Origin of the sequence: Microcoleus sp. Pol11C2, assembly GCF_036701505.1 — a bacterium.
GTDB lineage: Bacteria > Cyanobacteriota > Cyanobacteriia > Cyanobacteriales > Microcoleaceae > Microcoleus.
Map to the genome: position 1 here is coordinate 59046 of NZ_JAUBQX010000002.1, position 18543 is coordinate 77588.

Annotated in this window: 11 protein-coding genes and 1 other RNA gene; 10 read left to right on the top strand and 2 right to left on the bottom strand. The window is 46.4% G+C overall.

Annotated elements, in window-relative coordinates; genetic code table 11:
• Positions 1-220 precede the first annotated feature (220 nt).
• From QUA42_RS01800 to QUA42_RS01815, 4 genes are all read left to right on the top strand, one after another.
• Positions 221-1252 (top strand): thiazole synthase, encoded by a 1032-nt coding sequence (locus tag QUA42_RS01800; protein ID WP_333134574.1) that lies wholly within the window; start codon positions 221-223, stop codon positions 1250-1252.
• 69 nt (positions 1253-1321) lie between these two features.
• The gene (gene psb34, locus QUA42_RS01805) at positions 1322-1489 is read left to right on the top strand and encodes a photosystem II assembly protein Psb34 (RefSeq protein ID WP_015177107.1); all 168 of its coding nucleotides are present in this window, start codon (positions 1322-1324) and stop codon (positions 1487-1489) included.
• A 553-nt stretch (positions 1490-2042) separates the two neighbouring features.
• Positions 2043-4337: a hypothetical protein gene (locus QUA42_RS01810; RefSeq protein ID WP_333134576.1), complete on the top strand. Its 2295-nt coding sequence runs from the start codon at positions 2043-2045 to the stop codon at positions 4335-4337.
• Positions 4338-4442: 105 nt separating this feature from the next.
• Complete coding sequence (locus QUA42_RS01815; protein WP_333036365.1) at positions 4443-5135, top strand: response regulator transcription factor; 693 nt, start codon at positions 4443-4445, stop codon at positions 5133-5135.
• Positions 5136-5249: 114 nt separating this feature from the next.
• Here QUA42_RS01815 and hemG read toward each other — a convergent pair whose 3' ends face one another.
• Positions 5250-6710, bottom strand: coding sequence for a protoporphyrinogen oxidase (hemG, locus tag QUA42_RS01820; RefSeq protein ID WP_333134578.1), 1461 nt, complete (start codon positions 6708-6710; stop codon positions 5250-5252).
• 34 nt (positions 6711-6744) lie between these two features.
• Here hemG and QUA42_RS01825 point away from each other — a divergent pair, with 34 nt between their 5' ends.
• From QUA42_RS01825 to QUA42_RS01850, 6 genes are all read left to right on the top strand, one after another.
• Complete coding sequence (locus tag QUA42_RS01825; RefSeq protein ID WP_333134580.1) at positions 6745-6909, top strand: hypothetical protein; 165 nt, start codon at positions 6745-6747, stop codon at positions 6907-6909.
• A 552-nt stretch (positions 6910-7461) separates the two neighbouring features.
• Positions 7462-11697 carry a PAS domain S-box protein gene (locus tag QUA42_RS01830; protein ID WP_333134582.1) on the top strand — a complete coding sequence of 1412 codons (4236 nt, stop codon included), beginning with the start codon at positions 7462-7464 and terminating at the stop codon, positions 11695-11697.
• Positions 11698-11773: 76 nt separating this feature from the next.
• The gene (corA, locus tag QUA42_RS01835; protein ID WP_333134584.1) at positions 11774-12955 is read left to right on the top strand and encodes a magnesium/cobalt transporter CorA; all 1182 of its coding nucleotides are present in this window, start codon (positions 11774-11776) and stop codon (positions 12953-12955) included.
• Positions 12956-13273: 318 nt separating this feature from the next.
• Positions 13274-13693: RNase P RNA component class A (gene rnpB / locus QUA42_RS01840), an RNA gene on the top strand.
• Positions 13694-13965: 272 nt separating this feature from the next.
• Positions 13966-14673, top strand: coding sequence for a ribonuclease III (rnc, locus tag QUA42_RS01845; protein ID WP_333134585.1), 708 nt, complete (start codon positions 13966-13968; stop codon positions 14671-14673).
• A 206-nt stretch (positions 14674-14879) separates the two neighbouring features.
• Complete coding sequence (locus tag QUA42_RS01850; RefSeq protein WP_333134587.1) at positions 14880-16052, top strand: Gfo/Idh/MocA family oxidoreductase; 1173 nt, start codon at positions 14880-14882, stop codon at positions 16050-16052.
• Between the two features lie 45 nt (positions 16053-16097).
• On the opposite strand, the gene QUA42_RS01855 is transcribed toward QUA42_RS01850, so the two are convergent.
• Complete coding sequence (locus QUA42_RS01855) at positions 16098-18143, bottom strand: ATP-binding protein (protein WP_333134589.1); 2046 nt, start codon at positions 18141-18143, stop codon at positions 16098-16100.
• Positions 18144-18543: the final 400 nt, after the last annotated feature.

The following is an 18543-nucleotide window of genomic DNA, read 5'->3' on the forward strand; positions in this document are numbered from 1 at the left end:
TTAAAACATCAGATATCGAGTTCAAGAACGAATCAGCAGGGCAAAAAGTCAAGGCGTGGCAGTCGTAATTATTCATGTCAATCGAAAAACTTACGAGTTTTGGAATATAAACGGCGGTCTCCGAAAAGCTTTTTATAGGACGAAATCCAACTGATTGAAACCATTATATTAGTATTCGCAAGCGAAAAAAATCAAAAACTTACTAGGGAGGAATGGGAAAATGAAAGACGTTTTTAAGGAATTTGAAGAAATTATACAAACCAGCTTAAAAAATAATATGTCGCGAGATGCCAAATTGATGACAGTTGGGCAAATTTTATATGCTGTTACCCGCGACGATCTAACCAGAGAAGAAGGTCGGCAGCTTGAAGAGATGATGGGTGGCACAGTACACCGGCCAGAGGCACTTGAGAACAGCATTTTTGGCTATCCAGTAGATACAGCCACTCAATCTTTCGATAAACCTCTGGTTATTGCCGGCAAAACTTTTCATTCTCGCTTGATGACGGGTACGGGAAAATATCGCAGCATTGCAGAAATGCAGCAAAGTGTCAACGCTAGCAGGTGCGAGATTGTGACTGTAGCTGTGCGGCGAGTGCAAACAAATGCTCCCGGTCATGAAGGATTGGCAGAGGCTCTTGATTGGACGAAAATTTGGATGCTGCCAAATACTGCCGGTTGTCAAACTGCGGATGAGGCGATTAGAGTAGCTCGTTTGGGCCGGGAAATGGCGAAACTTTTAGGGCAAGAAGACAATAATTTTGTCAAATTAGAAGTGATTCCCGATGCTAAATATTTGCTGCCAGATCCGATCGGCACTTTGGAAGCAGCAGAACAATTAGTCAAAGAAGGTTTTGCCGTTTTGCCTTACATCAATGCCGATCCCTTGCTGGCGAAACGCCTCGAAGAAGTCGGTTGTGCGACAGTCATGCCTTTAGGTTCGCCCATCGGTTCAGGGCAAGGGATCAACAATGCGGCCAACATTCAAATAATTATTGACACGGTAAATGTTCCGGTGGTAGTCGATGCGGGGATCGGAACGCCCAGCGAAGCAGCCCGAGCAATGGAAATGGGAGCCGATGCACTGTTGATTAATTCCGCGATCGCCAATGCCCAAAATTCCCCGGCAATGGCAAAAGCAATGGGAATGGCAGCAGAAGCGGGGCGGATGGCGTACTTAGCAGGCAGAATGCCGATCAAAGATTACGCGATCGCCTCTTCTCCCCAAACAGGCACTGTCACCTCCAAATAAATGGCAGAATTTTCCTGGGCGCTTTTTTGGTACAGTTGTAAACATCAAAAATATTAAGGATTGTGACTGATGCCTTACATCAAAGATGACGATGGACGCCTGAACAACTTTGCTAAAGAGCCGAAGGTGTATGAAGCCGTACCTCCCAACAAAAATCAGCAACGGAACTATATCATCATGGGAATTGCAGCAGCCATGTTGGTCGCGGGTTTGGTGTTTGTGGCTGCTTCCGTCTAAAAGCTGGGCTGAGACTCAAAGCTGATTCAAATCGCAATTTTAAATAATCATTGAACAAACCATGTTTTCCCACCAATGGAAACATGGTTTTTGTGTTTCAATACAAAGCAGGTAGTTGCGACAATCCTGAAGCGTGCCGAGCAAGCTGGAAAGCTAAATAATATCAATTCCGTTAACACCGTTCGGGATGGGGAGTAGGGAGTAGGGAGTGGGCAGTGGGCAGTGGGGGAATGTGGAATTATTGACCTTGACTCGATCATTCCCATCCAACCGGAAACGATATAAGACCAGCAGAAATTTGGTTCTTTGCTCTCGGCTGTCAGCTTCAGGGACTTGGGTTGCACTTAATCACACTGGTTCGCCACCCACATAAAATTGCCAATTGAAAATCTACAATCCTTTAGTCATCACCGGTGCGATTAACTGCCTTCGGGGCTTAGTTGTGAGTTATGAGCGATCGAGATTTCAACTCTTAACTCTACAATCTAAAATCTACAATCCAAAATCTAAAACCTAAAACCTAAAATCTAAATTCTAAAATCGGCTGACCCTGATGTCTATTCCTTCCCAAAAAGTTTCTAGCTCGAACAAGCTGATCTACCAACGCTTGAAACAGGCGATCGACCTCAATTTACGCCGTCAAATTTTTATCGCCGCCTGCGACGACTTGTGCTTGCGGGACTGTCTGGCAGCCCGCTTGCAGACAGAATTAGCAGCAGAGAGCGCAGGCTCCGATCCTCGCTCCCCGCTCCACTACCCCCGATTTGTCAGTTTGGAACTTGACTTGAGCGATCCAAATCCTTGGGGTTCGATCGCCGCGTGGCTGACCCAACACCCACCGCCGCAAAACAGAGGCAGCTACAGCCGTTTGCCGGGATTTCAAATTCTCGGGGCAGAACACCTGACCAGGCAGTCAGCAGCAGTGCAGTGGTCGTTCCTGAGCTATTTGAGAGACATCGAAGCAAACCTGCAAATGTGCGAATCTACTGTGTTGCTGTGGGTGTCGCTGCCCTGGCTGAGTTCGATCGAGCACTCCGCCCCGGAATTTTGGCACTGGCGAACCGGAGTATTTGAGTTTGAAGGCGAACCAACTCCAGCTAAGGGAGACTTCGGGCACTTTGATGACTTCGGGAACTCCGGAGACTTGCGAAACTTACGGGACAACGGAGACTTTGGCAACCAACTTTTAATACCTTCTTTGTCTGGACAATACCCAATTCCCGACGAACAATCCCCAATTCCCGATCGACAATCCCCAATTTCCTATCCCCCGTCCCCAGCGCCAGATTCTAAATCCGTCCAACTGACAGAGGACGAACAATCCCCAATTTCCCATCCCCCGTCCCCAGCGCCAGATTCTAAATCCGTCCAACTGGCAGATTTGGTGCTAGCAGCGGCTTCTGAGGAGTTGGAAGCAGAAAATGATGCCGCATCGGAGGACAATTTTCTGCCGCTGCAAACTCTGCAATACATCGAACTGCTGCAAGAACATCAGTGTTCTTGCGAGGCCTTGGCTTTGGCTTATCACAGTTTGGGGAATTACTACCGCGATCGCATTCTGGGCGGAGACATTTCAGAGCAAAACTTGACAATAGCCATTCGCGCGATCGAACAAGTGATTGCGTATCTCGACGTTGACAGCAACTCGCAGCAAAATCAACCACTAACTGAGGAATGCGCGCGGCTGATTGCCCAATTGACACAAAATTTAACTCAGTACGCCCAGGAGTCCAACAGCCTACCGCCAATTTCCGATCTGCTTAACGATCTCGGCACTCTCTACTGGATGCTGTCGCGCGATCGCACCAATGCCCTCAACGCCTCAGATCCAGTATCCAGCCTTGAACGCAGCATCGCCCTCTACCTTGAAGGTTTGAACCGAACAGATAGCGAAACCCTACCCCAAACCCGCGTTAGATTAAACAAAAATTTGGGAATCGCCTCGGCCGATTTAGCCCGCTATCGAGACAAGACAGAGAACTTGCAGCACGCAGTTGCAGCTTACCAACAAGCGCTGCTGGATCTAGACCCCGCCGTGGAACCCCAGCAGTACGCTGCTGCTCAGAATAATTTGGCGACAGCATACTGGAATTTAGCCCAAGATGGTGAGCCGATCGTATATCTCAAAAGCGCGATCGCAGCTTACACCCAAGCCCTCTCCTGCTACAGTCCCGAACGAGAACCCCTCAACTATGCCGGAGTGCAAAACAACCTCGGTACCGCCTGCTGGAACCTCGCCCAGCACGAACCCTCAGAACCCCTGCTAGTCAGGGCGATTTCCGCCTACCGCGAAGCATTGAAATACCGCACCCGAGAATTAGTACCCGCAGCAGCAGCCGCCACCTACAATAATCTCGGTACCGCTTATTGGCATTTGGCGAACCAGTTTCAGCAGAAACGAGCGCGGACGGAATCATTGCAGCAGGCGATTATCGCCTACGAAGCCGCCCTGGATATCGCCGGAGAGCTCGATCGAACCCAACTCACCTTTGACGCCTTGGCCGCCCGCAACAATCTCGGACTAGCCCACTATCAACTAGCCATAGAACCAGATTTTGCCGCTAATAAAGCTGCACAGACAAGCCATCTAGAAGCAGCACTGCACCACCAGTTGCAAGTGTGCGCCGAATGGGGACAACATCTCAATGACAAAGGGTTAACATATGGGGATAAACTCAACCTGCAAGCCCCGGCAAACTCCCAAGCTGCTGATTCCAGGCAAACAGCATTGAGCTATATTGTCAAAACGATTAGAGCTTTCTATAGTGAATGTGGGCTGCCAGGCCAAAATTTAGCCTTATCCAAAGTTCCTGGAGATTTATTGCCTGAAATTTTGCGTAGGTTATAAATAGGGCTATAACTATTAAAAGCTCAATTTTTTCGAGATTTGTATCCAGTTTTCTATTATTATGGCTGAATATTCTTGCCTAATTCTTCAAGCAAACTTGTGGTCATGGCCCCTGTAAAAATCCTTGTGGTTGATGACGACCCGGCAATCCGAAATTTAATTCACCGTTTTTTGAGCCAGCAAGGTTATCAAGTTGAGTCTGGCGAGGACGGTCAGACTGGTCTGGAATTATTTGAGCAACTCAATCCTGACTTAGTAGTTCTAGATGTAAATTTACCTGATACAACTGGCTACAAACTGTGTCAAGAAATGCAAAGACGCACCGGCGTGTTTGTGTTGATGCTGACTGCCCGAACCGATGAAGCTGACAAAATGAAAGGGTTTGCCGAAGGTGCTGACGACTACATTACTAAACCTTTTAGTCTTGTAGAAATTGGAGCTCGCGTTGCAGCAATTTTGAAGCGCAAACGCATTGTTACTCCCGCCGAACAACAAACTCTTACTTTTGGAGAGCTACTAATAGATCCGGTTCGCCGCGAGGTAATTCTCGGCAGTCAGATAGTTGCTTTGACTGCTTTAGAATTCGACCTGCTGTACTGTTTGGCCAGCAAACCCGGTCGCGTGTGGAGGCGATCGGAATTGCTGCATGAAGTGTGGGACTACGAGTATGTAGGAGCCGATCGCGTGGTGGATGTCCATATAGGTCAAATTCGCCGCAAAATTGAACCAGATGCCACTCAAATTTCGATGATTCAAACCGTTAGGGGGGTGGGTTACAAGTTTGAACCCACAACCTAGTAACATTCGGCATTGGGCAGCGGATATGAAGGCAGAAGGCTGTAGGTGCGGGTTCACCAATATCTCGGATTAACATACTCGATATTTGTAAACCCGCCCTCCCGACACAATAATTCAGATCGATCGAGTATCTGATTGTTTGTTCTGCAAATACTCGCCCACTTCTCGTGCACGCTCAAAACCCCTTCGCACGCAATCTCCCAAAGCCACTCCGCCAACGTAGTTGCTGCACAAATACAGCCCAGGCAAAGATTTTAAGCCCTCATCGATTTGTTGCAGGCGATCGAAATGACCCAAATTGTACTGAGGAATCGCCCGCTTCCACACATTCACCGCTAAAACTTTGGGCTGTGGCACATCTGGTTTCAGCAAAATCCGAGACAAATCTCGGTGTACCTCCCGAACGATTTGTTCTGAGTCGAGATTGCCAATTTCCGAATCAGTAGCCCCGCCGATGTAACTACTGAGAGTTTGCCACCCTGCAGGCGCGCGATCGGCAAATAAACTCGATGTCCAAATCGTCCCTAGAGTGCGAATTCCCTGCCCCCTCGGAATTAAATTTCCAAAACCTACTAATTTACCCTTGACATCAGACTGCGGGTATGCTAGCACAACGCAGGCAACCGTAGGATAAGTAAAAGCTTGTAAAGCACTGCTAACTTTCGGTTGCAGAGGTTGCAACAAATCGGCTGTAACGTAAGCGGGCGTTGTCAAAACCACGGTGCGCGCCTCAACTTCCTGCTGTCCGTCGGGCGTCGAGAATACAGCAATGTAAGTTTCGCGTTCTGTACGCTGGAGGCGAGTCAAGTGCCAATTGAGTTTCACTCGATCGCCCAATTGAGCAGCGATCGCCTCTGGCAGAGCCTTCAACCCCTGTTTGAACGAACCCAACTCCCCCGGTCTAGTCTTAGGAACATTCGGGTCTGCAGGCATTGGCTTCGGTCTTTTCCTAGCAGAAAGCAGCGCCCCCGCCATCAGCCCGCCACCCAAATCAGCCATCTTTGCTACCCGGCCAAAAGCCGCCGCCGCGCTAAGTTGTTGCGGATCGCCGGCATAAACCCCCGAAACAAAAGGTTCCACCAACCGCTGCATCACTTCCGTACCGAGATGACGGCGGAAAAATTGAGAAACAGTTTCCTCGTCACCCTGCTGCGAAAGTCCAGCACCCATTGCCGGCCCGACAAACCCCAAAGCCCCGAACAACGCCCGCAGTTTTCCCGGAAAACTCAGTAACTGAGACTGAATCATCGCCGGTGGAGTCATCGGCACCGGTTGCAGCTTTTTTTGCCAATAAACATAACGAGGCAATTTGCGATCGGCAAAAATCAACTCCTGCTTCAATCCCACATCCACAGCCAACTTCATCAATTCTGGCGTCGGCGAAAAACTGTTCGGGCCCTCCTCCCAGAGAAACCCCCCCGCTGTCACAGTGGTGATGTTCCCGCCCACACGTCCTTGACTCTCAGCGACTAAAATCTTCAGCGAGGATGGACTCGTTGCTTCCTTGTGAAGTGCGTGCGCCAAACTCAAACCGCTAATACCCGCACCCACAATCAAGGTATCTAATAGTTCCATATTACATAGAAAAATATCGCAATCTTTATGTTACATGGCTTTGCACGGCTTGCGTTCTTTGCTTCGCGTACTGCCAAACCGCTTTCAGATTACCGAATTGGGAATTGCGAATCGAGAATTGAAAATCGGGAATTGGGAATTGGGAATCGGTAAGCTGTCTGGCATTTCTGAAGCATTTTTCTCGCAGGTTGTGGATTAACCTCTGCCCGCCTCCCCGTCTCTCGGTCTCTCCATCTCGCTTTTGTATCCGCTGGGTCTGGTTTAAAAAAAGATCATCTGCTGTAATTAAGCTCTATTCCCCAAAATACTATATTCTTTAAAATTTTTGTATTATAGGGAACAGCGCCGAAAATTGCACCGGGAAACGCAGCAGTACAGTGCCCAAAAAGATTTGAGTGGGTTAAACTAACTTTAGGAAAATTTTAGAGCTTAAGCAATGTCAGCACCCCGCTCGGAAGAGATGGGGCTTTATGCCCTAATCAAAAGAGATAGTTGACTAGCTATCGTCTTAACTGATTACGTTATCAAAAATATGACTGTAAGCCCAAGCTGCTATCCGATCGCCGGTGAAATGTTTTAAACGGTAATTGTTCCGTTGAAAATTGATCGCAAAAGTACCAATCCACTAAGAATCCCCCTGTAGCCACAATCAATATTCAAGGCGGTGAAAACTGCCTGATGAGTGTTTCCTCGATCGGTCTACAGACACTAGGTTTCGGTAATACTAAGCTTTTCTCATGAAAAAATACCCATGCAGGAAGTTATCAACTCGTTTCAGTCTTTTTTCTCTAACTCTGTTGATGCTTTCCTAGAGTGCGATCGACAGCAAAAGTATCTATCGATCAATCCTGTCGCTGCTGCTTGGATGGGATTGGAGCCTACTGAAATAGTCAACCAAACTAATCAGGAATTATTAAAATTATATCCCAATAATGCTGCTGTCAAAAATATAATCTCGCAGATTGATTCCTGCCTGCAACAAGTATTTATAACCGGGGAAAAACGGCTGGCAATTCATGAGGTGACGGCGGCCGACGGCGGGATTAAAATTTACGAAACTGCTTACACGCCAGCGGTGGATGCCTCTAGCAACCAGATGCGGGTTTTGGGCGTCGGTAGAGATATCACCAGGCACTACCGCTGGCAGCAGCAGAAAACTCAACAGTTACGCCGATCGAACCATTTACTGTGGTTGAATGCAGCTAACAGTCCCCTGGCAATGGTAGGCTGGGATGAAGATTTTCGCATCGTTCAGTGGTCGAAACGGGCCGAGGAAATCTTTGGCTGGACATCCGATGAGATGATGGGCAAGCAGTTCGGCGATTTGGCTTTGGTTTGCGAGGAAGATAGAGAGGCTGTAAGCGCGATCGAGCTTGAACTAGCCACTGGCAACGGCAATACTTCAATTAACCGCAACTATACTAAAAGCGGGCAGGTAATTTGGTGTCGTTGGTTCAACTCGATTATTCGCAGCGGCGACACTTTTACTGTGCTTTCTTTGGTGGAAGATATCACCGATCGCAAACGATTGGAAGCAGAAAAAGCCCAAGCTTCTCGCCTCACAGCAATGGTAGCCGATGTGGGTATTGCCCTCACCAAACACCCTCAAGATATCCTGCTTCCCTGCTGCGAGGCAATGGTGCAGAATATTGATGTCGCTTCTGCTGAAATTTGGACTTTCAACTCTCAACATAATCTTTGGCAATTGCAAGCATCCTCGGGAATATACAGTCGCACAGACGATCGGGCTAGCTTTATTGAAAGTAAGGTGAACTCGATCGCCAAACAGCAAAAACCGGAATTTGACTGCGGATTTGAACTGAAGAATTTTGGCTTCCCAGAGGAAGAATCTGCGAAACCAAAAGAGGTACAGAGTTCCGAAGTAGCAATTATCAACACCAGCCAAAAGCCGACAAATTGCCCAATACCTAAGCAAATTCTCACCTTCGCCGGCTACCCTTTGATAGTCGAAGAACGGCTGGTGGGAGTCATGGTAATTATCAGCCGCCAGCCCCTGACAAGACCGTTTCAGGAAACTTTAGCATCGGTTGCCGATGTCATCGCTTTAGGCATCGAACGCAAGCGTGCAGAAGCTGAATTAAAATCAGCTAGAGGCTTCCTCAATTCCGTAGTAGAAAATCTGCCGGTGGGAGTTTTTGCTAAAGATGCTTCTTCGCTGAAATTTGTGCTGTGGAATAAAGCCGGAGAAACGATCGCAGGTGTTACCTCTCAAGAGGCGATCGGCAAAAATGACTACGATATTTACCCCAAAGAACAAGCTGATGTTTTCACTGCTCAAGACAGAGAAATATTGACTGGCGATCATAACCAATCTACTGTTAAAGACATAGCCGAAGAGCCGATCCAAACTCGCCACAAAGGTATGAGAATACTGCACACCCGTAAAGTGCCAATTCTCGACGCCGCAGGCCGCCCTCAGTACGTTTTAGGTATTACTGAAGATATCACCGAACGCAGGCAGGTAGACGAAAGCGTGCGCCTCTACGACCAAATTGTGGAGAATATGCAAATTGGTTTGTACGTCTACCATTTAGAAAATATAGACGATGACAGCACTCTCAGGGCGATCGCCTCGAATCCCGCTGCTACCCTGTTTACCGGATTAGAAATGGCGGATGTTTTGGGAATGACAATCGACGAAATTTTTCCCCACCTGCGATCGAAAAACATTCCCCAAGCATTTGCTTCGGTAATTCGCAGCCAGAAAGCCGTAGAACTTGAAGATATTGACTGCGATGAAGGCGGCAGAATAACTCGCGCTTTTTCTATTAAAGCTTTTCCATTACCCAACAACTGCGTCGGTGTTGCTTTTGAAAACATTACTGCTCGCAAGTGCCTAGAACTAGAACTGCAGGCGTCGTTGGAAAAAACCGAACGTTCCGAACAACTCCTACGCACAGTAATAGACAAAACCAGCGACTGGATTTTTGCCAAAAACAAAAATTTTCGCTATATTTTGGCAAACAGGAGTTTCGCTCAAGGTATCGGCAAAACAGTAGAACAAATAATTGGGAAATCCGATTTAGAATTAGGATTTTCAGAAGATATCGTGTTTGGGAATTGCGTCCAAAATATCCGAGGCTTCCGCACAGACGACTCTGCTGTACTGGCCGGCGACATCATCCACAATCCCTGCGATGCGGCAACACTTGCTGACGGTTCAGTACATATTTTTGATACCCAAAAACTTCCCCTGCGCGACGCTGAAAGTAATGTATTTGCAGTGCTGAGTTTCGCTCACGATATTACCGAACGACATGAATCGGAAGCAGCTTTGCGTAGAAGTGAATCAAGATTTAGGTCTTTGGTAGCTAATATTCCCGGCGTGGTTTATCGCTGGAAGTGCGATTTTTCGACTAATTTTATTAGCGATGCCGTTTACTTATTAACTGGCTACCAGGCGGCAGATTTTATGTGGCTTTTGGACAGGAGATGCCGGAGTTTTGCTAGCATTATTTACCCCCAAGATTTGGCAAAAGTAGAAGCAACTATTCGGCAAGGCATAGAAAACAAAGAGTCTTATAACTTGGAATACCGCTTGCTAGCAGCAGACGGCACGGTTAAATGGGTGTGGGATAAAGGTTCTCCTGTGTTCGACGCAGATGGAAACGTTTGCTATTTGGACGGGGTGATTTTTGATATTAGCGATCGCTACTGCGCTCAAGAAGCATTGCGCCAAAAAACTTCCGAGTTGGAAGCTGTTTTCCTGGCATTACCAGATTTGTATTTCCGGCTCAATACTGACGGCATTATTTTGGACTACTTGTCAGGAAATTCCTCGGATTTGTACCTCAGTCCAGAGTATTTGGTGGGCAAACGAATGACCGATATATTGCCGAAAACCGCCGCTAGCGAATTCGAGATGGCAATGCTTGAAGTTTCAGAAAAACGAACTCCAATTAATATTGAGTATTCGCTACCTATGCCGACAGGAGAAGAAACTTATGAAGCGAGATTGCTGCCTTTTAACTCGAATCAAGCGATCGCTATCGCCCGTAATATTACCAAGCGCAAACAAGCAGAAGCTCAATTAAAACATAAAAATCGCCAGCTAGAGCAAACATTGAAACAATTAGGCAGGACTCAAGCTCAACTAATTCAAGCGGAAAAAATGTCGGGTTTGGGGCAGCTAGTCGCGGGAATTGCTCACGAAATCAATAATCCTGTCAGTTTTATTTACGGTAATATCACTTACGCTAGTGAGTATGCCAAAAACTTGCTGGCACTGTGCAGTTTGTACCAAACACATTACCCGAAACCTGTTGCTGTTATCGCAGAGTTGGCTGAAGAAATAGAATGGGAATTTATGAAAGAGGATTTCCCGCATCTCCTGAATTCAATTCAAAATGGAGCAGATCGCATTCGCCAAATTGTTCTGTCTTTACGCAACTTTTCCCGCCTGGAAGAATCTGATATCAAGCGTGTTGATATCCACGAAGGCATAGACAGCGCTCTGTTAATTTTGCAACACAAAATTAAAGAAAATGGCAGAAATCGCCAAATTGAAATAGTTAAAGAATATGGAAAATTGCCGCCGATACAGTGCTACGTTGGACAGTTAAATCAAGTTTTTATGAATATTTTAAATAATGCTATTGATGCTTTAGCGGATGTCAGGCATAGGAAGTTGGACTTGGCGAGTTATTCGGAAGAGGAAGGGCAAGATTTTCCGGCTTTACCTTTAAGTGGCGACGCATTGCCTTGGATTCGGATTCGCACGGAGGTGTTGAAGAACAATCGGGTTGCGATCGTAATTTCCGATAACGGGTGTGGAATGGCAGAGTCTGTTAAGTGTCGGGTATTTGACCCGTTTTTTACTACTAAACCAGTAGGCAAAGGTACAGGCTTGGGACTGTCTATCTCCTATCAGATTGTGGTGGAAAGACACGGAGGGACGCTGCAGTGCATTTCCGCGCCGGGAGAGGGAACTGAATTTGCGATCGAGATTCCAATTCGGCAGAGGTAATGAGTCATTGGTAATTGGTAGTTGCACGAGAAAAATGATAATCTAATTAAAGATTCTAAAAGTCAGGAATATTAGCATGGTATACAAAAGCATACATACTTCTAATGCTGTTGCCAAACAAATTAAAGATGATGAGGATGATGATGATTCCTACGTTGACTATTTTTATGACGATCAGGGGGCTCCGCCGGGAACTCTCGACTTAGAACCCGATGCACCACCTCCCGAGATTGTATTAATTGACTATTGCGAAACAGCAGCTACTCGCGCTCACTTGGCAAATCCTCAAGAAGGTGCTGCGTATTTAGATACAGCATCTGTTTCTTGGGTTGATATGTTGGGATTAGGAAACAAAGAAACTTGGCGGCAAATGGCCGAAGTATTTAATTTGCACGTAATGGCTCAGGAAGATGTAGTTAATGTTCCCCAGCGACCGAAAGTTGTAGATTATGAAGAACACATTTTAATCATTGCTTGGATGGTGATGCTGCATCCAGAAGCAGATACTTTTCATAAAGAACAAGTAAGTTTTATTTTGGGCAAGCATTACCTGCTAACTGTTCAGGAAGAACCCGACTATGATTGTTTTGGTCCCGTGCGCGATCGCATTCGTAAAGGACAAGGAATGATTCGTAAACACGGAGCAGATTATCTGGCTTATACTCTGTTAGATTCGATTATAGATGGATTCTTCCCTGTATTAGAAGTTTATGGAGAGCGCATTGAAGAACTAGAGGATGAAGTGGTGGTGAACCCCACCCGCAAAACCCTGGAAAAAATCTATAAAATCCGGCGAGAATTGCTGACTCTGCGCCGCGCCATTTGGCCGCAGCGGGATGCAATTAATGTTTTAATTCGAGATAGCAGTGATTTAATTAGTCCAGAGGTGCGAATTTACCTGCGCGACTGTTACGATCACACAGTGCAGGTGATGGATATGGTGGAAACATATCGAGAGTTGTCGTCGGGTTTGATGGATGTTTACTTGTCTTCGGTTGGTAATAAAATGAATGAAATCATGAAATTGCTGACGGTTATTTCGAGTATATTTATTCCTCTAACTTTTGTGGCTGGAGTATACGGGATGAATTTCAATACAGAGAAATCGCCTTGGAATATGCCGGAACTGAATTGGTATTTTGGCTATCCGCTTTGTTGGGCGATGATGCTAGCGATCGCATCGGGTTTAGTGTACTTTTTCTGGCGGCGCGGCTGGTTTGATAATTTTTCTACTATCAAAGATGACTCATTAAAGTAACCGAATTGAAGATTTGAGATTTAGGATTGAATATTGAAAAATTCAAAATTTTGTTAGGTAAAAAGGTTTCCTGCCCCTAGTTGAATCCGTGCGATAAATCCTTGGATGATAATTGCCAAATTTTTATCCTCCTGATTCATCCGTGAGTGATTTTAAGGGGAGCTGCAGGGAAATTTAATTGTTGGGCGGGTTTTCGGGCCCACCGTACAAGAGTTTGAATAAACACAAATGTCCAAATTAAGTGGGCGACAAGTTAAAATATTCAATCTCAAATCCCAAATTGATTGACGAACGATCGCGTACAATAAATCTGGGGAAAAAGTAGGCGCAGGCGGTTGCGGATGAGCGAAAGCTTGTCTGAGGAAAGTCCGGGCTCCCGAAAAACCAAACTTGCTGGGTAACGCCCAGTGCGAGCGATCGTGAGGATAGTGCCACAGAAAGATACCGCCCCCCGATTTGAGATTTGAGATTGAATCAAAAATCAAGCATCGAAAATCGCAAAGTGTGAGGGGGTAAGGGTGCAAAGGTGCGGTAAGAGCGCACCAGCAGCATCGAGAGGTGCTGGCTCGGTAAACCCCAGTTGGGAGCAAGGTCGGAGGAACTATGGTTGGTTTTTTACCAGTTCCGTTTTTTGGTACCGCTTGAGGCGTCTGGTAACAGGCGCCCCAGATAGATAACTGCCCTCGAAAACTGCTTGCAGTGGAGAGAACAGAACCCGGCTTATGTCCGACTTTTTCCCCCCCATTTAATTAAAATTACCGGTTGGGAATAAGGTCAACAAATCCTTTCAACCTGTTTTATGTTGGGAAAGGTGTGCGCTGCACACCCGGAGGAAGATTTGGGGTAAGGTGCACCATAAGCACCCGGAGAAATATTTAGTTTTTTAAGTAAAAAAAATTTATTAATATGAATCTGATAGAAGTTTAAAAAAATAATGCAACTTTTGACAAGCTCGAAACCCGGATAGTCATCCGTCATTCTAAAATCTAAAATCTAAAATCTAAAATGGTATGATTTATCCGGGTCGCCAAAAGCAACTTGAAACATTAATTCAAAAATTGGGGCTGACGAAGGATGCTTCGATAAAATGGCATCTCCTCGATTTAGCTTTGACTCATGCGAGCGCGTCAGCTAAGGCAAATTACGAGCAACTAGAGTTTGTCGGGGATGCAGTTGTGCGGCTGGCGGCGTCGGAATTGTTGTTTGAGATTTATCCCGACTGTACAGTGGGGGAATTTGCTGCTATTCGATCGATCTTGGTGAGCGATCGCATTCTTGCTAAAATCGCTGAAAGTTACGGGTTCGATCGCTATTTAATTGTTTCCAGCAGCGCCGCCGCAGACAAAACAGGCGCTGAACCCCGGCTGGCAGATGCTTTGGAAGCGGTACTGGCTGCGCTTTATTTGAGTACCCACAGCTTAGAATTAATTCGCCCTTGGCTAGATTCTCACTTTCAACGCCTAGCGGCGGAAATCCGCAGCGATCCGGCCCGCCAAAACTACAAAGCTGCTCTCCAAGAGTTGACTCAAGGCAAATACAAAACTTTGCCCAAATATAGCGTCCAAGAAACCGGGACAGTACAGGGCGGGGAGGATCGTTTTACCGCAGAAGTTCTCATTCAGGGAAAGTTGGTAGCAGAGGGAAAAGGTCGATCAATCAAAGCGGCCGAACAAGCAGCGGCTCAGGTAGCTTTTAATAAATTAGTTGATAGTCAGTAGTTAGTTGACTGTTGACTGTTGACTGTTGCTTGTTGACTGTTGACTGGTGTTATCAGTTATTGGTTATTTGTTAGCTGCTACCAATAACCAATAACCAATAACTACTGCCAACAGTCAACAGTCAACAGTGATTTTTTTGAATTAAAACATATATAATAATAACAAAATATGCTATAATTACTGTGCGATTTTTGAAATTATAATCAATGAAAATCGGAATAGCTGTATTGGGTACAGGTCGCTGGGGAGTTAACCTAATTCGCAACTTTCTCGAACATCCCAATAGCCAAGTTTTAGCGGTGGTAGACCCGAATCGAGATTCATTGGCGGCCGTTCAAAAACAGTTTAATCTGGATGCCTCGGTGATTCTAGCTACCGATTGGTCTCAAGTGCAAGCCTTGCCGGGACTGCAAGCTGTGGCGATCGCCACTCCAGCTTCCACACACTACACCCTCGCAGCAGCAGCGCTGAAACAAGGCTACCACGTCTTAGCAGAAAAACCCCTCGCCCTCAACCTCACTGAAGCAATAGAACTCTGTCAATTAGCCGAAAAACAGCAGCGGCAACTCTTCGTTGACCACACTTATCTGTTTCATCCAGCAGTCGATCGAGGCCAAAGAATTATTCAACAGAATCAACTTGGAAAATTGCGCTACGGTTACGCCCAGCGCACCCATTTTAAACCGGTGCGCCATGACGTTGATGTGCTTTGGGACTTGGCCATTCACGATATCGCTATTTTCAATACTTGGTTGGAACAAACGCCAATTGAAGTAAGGGCGATGGGTACTGTATTTCCGAAGGAAGAAGGAATAAGGAAGAAGGAAGAAGGAATAAATCAAGAAGCAGCAGAAATTGAAAATCAATTTTTACCTTCACTGCTGACTACTAATCCGGCAGAAAAACTAGCAGATTTAGTTTGGGTAACGCTTACTTATCCCGACGGATTTCAAGCATTTATTCACCTGTGCTGGCTAAATCCTGACAAACAACGGCGCTTAACAGTTGTTGGGAGTTTGGGAACCTTGATTTTTGATGAAATGTCGCCAGAAACTCCCCTGATTGTGCAGCGTGGCAATCCAGATTGGGGAGGCGAAGAGAATAACTCTTTTGAAAGTGCGTTAGCGAAGCCCGCCCCTACGGGGGCTACGCCAACGAAGAGGATCGCGCCGCAGCCAACAAGCATCAGACACCGCGAAGTGTTGAGTTTAGAACAAGTAGAACCGCTGAGGCGAGTGTGCGATCGCTTCCTCAACTGCGTGGAAACAAATACCCCCTGTCTTACCTCTTCCGGCGCGGCCTCGGTCGAATTAATCCGCATTCTCAGCACTTTGAGCAAATCCCTCGAACTCGGCGGACAGCCCCTAATACCATTTTAGATTTTAGATTTTAGATTTTAGATTTTAGATTGGGAAAATCACTCCTCAACTTTTGAAATTTCCCTTTTCCGTTACTAAGTCGGGGCTGTGAAAATAAAAACTTGACTGCTGATTGACAGGCAAAGAAATCATCACCGTAGTACCTTGATTCACGCCCGCGCTGTGCAGGGTAATGCTTCCGATCATAGATTCCATTATCCTTCGCGAGATAGCCAAGCCCAAACCGTTACCGCCAAACCTGCGAGTTGTAGAACCATCAGCCATCACAAAAGGTTGAAACAATTTCTGCTGGTGCTCGGGATCGATACCAATTCCCGTATCTTTAATTGTCACCACCACCCAATCGCTTTGACCGCTAGGACCCGTCGTACTTTCACCACTGCCGTTAAAACTACCAGAATTAGTCCTCGATTCTAACCGCACCGATATATTAATGCTGCCCGACTCTGTAAACTTAACGGCATTGCTCAAAACATTTAAAAACACCTGTTTTAGCTTCTCTGGATCGGCATGAACAATAATCGGATCATGAGGAGCTGGCAAACTTAACTTCAAGCCTTTTTCCTCAATTTGAGCCGATTGCAAATCAATCGCGTCTTCAAGTACCTGGGTAATGTCAACTACTTCTAACATCATGGAGAAGGTGCCGGATTCTATTTTAGCAATGTCCAAAATATCATTAATAATATTGAGCAATTGCATGGACGAGTCGTGAGCCCGCTGTAAAAATTCCATTTCTTCATCTCGGTCATCGCAGTAGCCGTCCCGCACAATTTGAATAAAACCAATAATCCCGTTGAGTGGCGTTCTCAATTCGTGAGAAATATTCCCCAAAAATTCATTTTTTAATTGATTGGCAACTTGCGCTTCTTTGGTTGCGACTTCCAATTCTCTGGCCCAGGATCTAAGGCGCTGCACCATGCTGTTGAGTGCTTCTGATAGTTGATTAAATTCCCTAATTTGGAAATCTTGGGGCACTGTCTGCGACGCTTCCGTATCTACTTTCATCGCGTAGTCTCTCAGTTTTTCCACAGGACGCGCCAAGTCGCGAGACAGATATAAAGTCGCGATGATACTAGCAGCAACCAAGCCTACAATTAAATTAAATAAAACTTGCTGAATCTCTTCCAAACCTGACAGAGCGTAATCTAAACGAGAGACAGCTAAAATAATCCACTTGCTGTTCTCCTGTGTAGTTGAAGGACTCGAGATAGCGGCGTATCCTGCTAGCAACTCTACACCATTTCTTTCAAAGGAAAATAGATGGAGAAAAGCTGTTCCGCCTGCGATCGCCCTTTTGGCAATACTTTTTAGTCGAGCGGCGTCTGCCTCTTGGTCAATATTGCGGCCCACGCGGTTGACATTAGGGTGGGCCAAAATTGTCCCATCTTGGTCTATCGCCACCGTATAGCCAGCTAAAGAACCCTTGGGAGCGCTGGTTTGCACAGGCAAGGCCGACTGCAAACTCAAAGCATAACTCAACTGCAGGGTATTGCCCCGACGAATGTAAACAGGAGCGCTCAACACCAAACTCGCTTGGCTATCGGAGCCTTCTTTACCCGCCTCGGGAAAATCCTCAGCCCCCAAAGCCACCTTCTGATCGTTTGCTGTCCCCTGTCGCTGCGGAGGTAAGGACAGACTGATGTAAACGCTCTTGTCGTCCAGCAGCGTTTGCTGCTGCTGTACGGGTGGCCAAAATTTTGCCGGCAACGACTGAATCGGCTGCTGCCCGCAAGTGCTTGCTATCACTTGATTTGTCTTTACATTAGTCAATTGCAAGCAATCAACCTGCGCTGGCAACCGCTGCCCTAATTGCGCGATAAACTTTTGATAATCCTTCGGATCTACCGACTGCAACATCGAGCTTTCCGAAGCGCCGATCAGATTCGACTTCAGCGATTTCGCCCACTGTTCAATAGTGTCTGCTTTTCTGACTGCACTTTCTGTCAAGTTTTGACGAGCAGTTTCCAGAAGCGTCGAGCGTGCCTTGCGATAGGTAACATACTCCCCCACCAGTAGAACAGGTACGCTGAGCAACAAAATCCGCGACAGTAAAATACGGCGAAAGGAGGATTGACCTAACTTAACCATAGGAAATATCTAAATTAAGGTGCAACACCCAACAGCGACCATTAAAGTGAAATAAACCAGACCGAAAGCGTGAATCTGTCTAGGGGGCTCTGCTGACGGGACAACACAGCTTCCGAACAACATTTAAACACAATTATAGAAGCCACTGTCCTAATCTGGATTCTAAGTGTATGGACTTAAAGATGCTCAGCAATTTGTTTGGCAACTGCCTGTGATTTAGGTCACACTTCCATCTTCAATTCTCGGCTCGACTTGCGCCCCATCGCCCAGAGGCCTATTTTTCAGGCTGCAAAAAGCGTCGGGTGGACATACCGCAGTTGCTTGAAGCTAGAATCGCATAGATGCACTCGCCCCCAATTAACAGGCAAAAAGTTCGGTTTCCGGCTAGTGTACAGAGAGA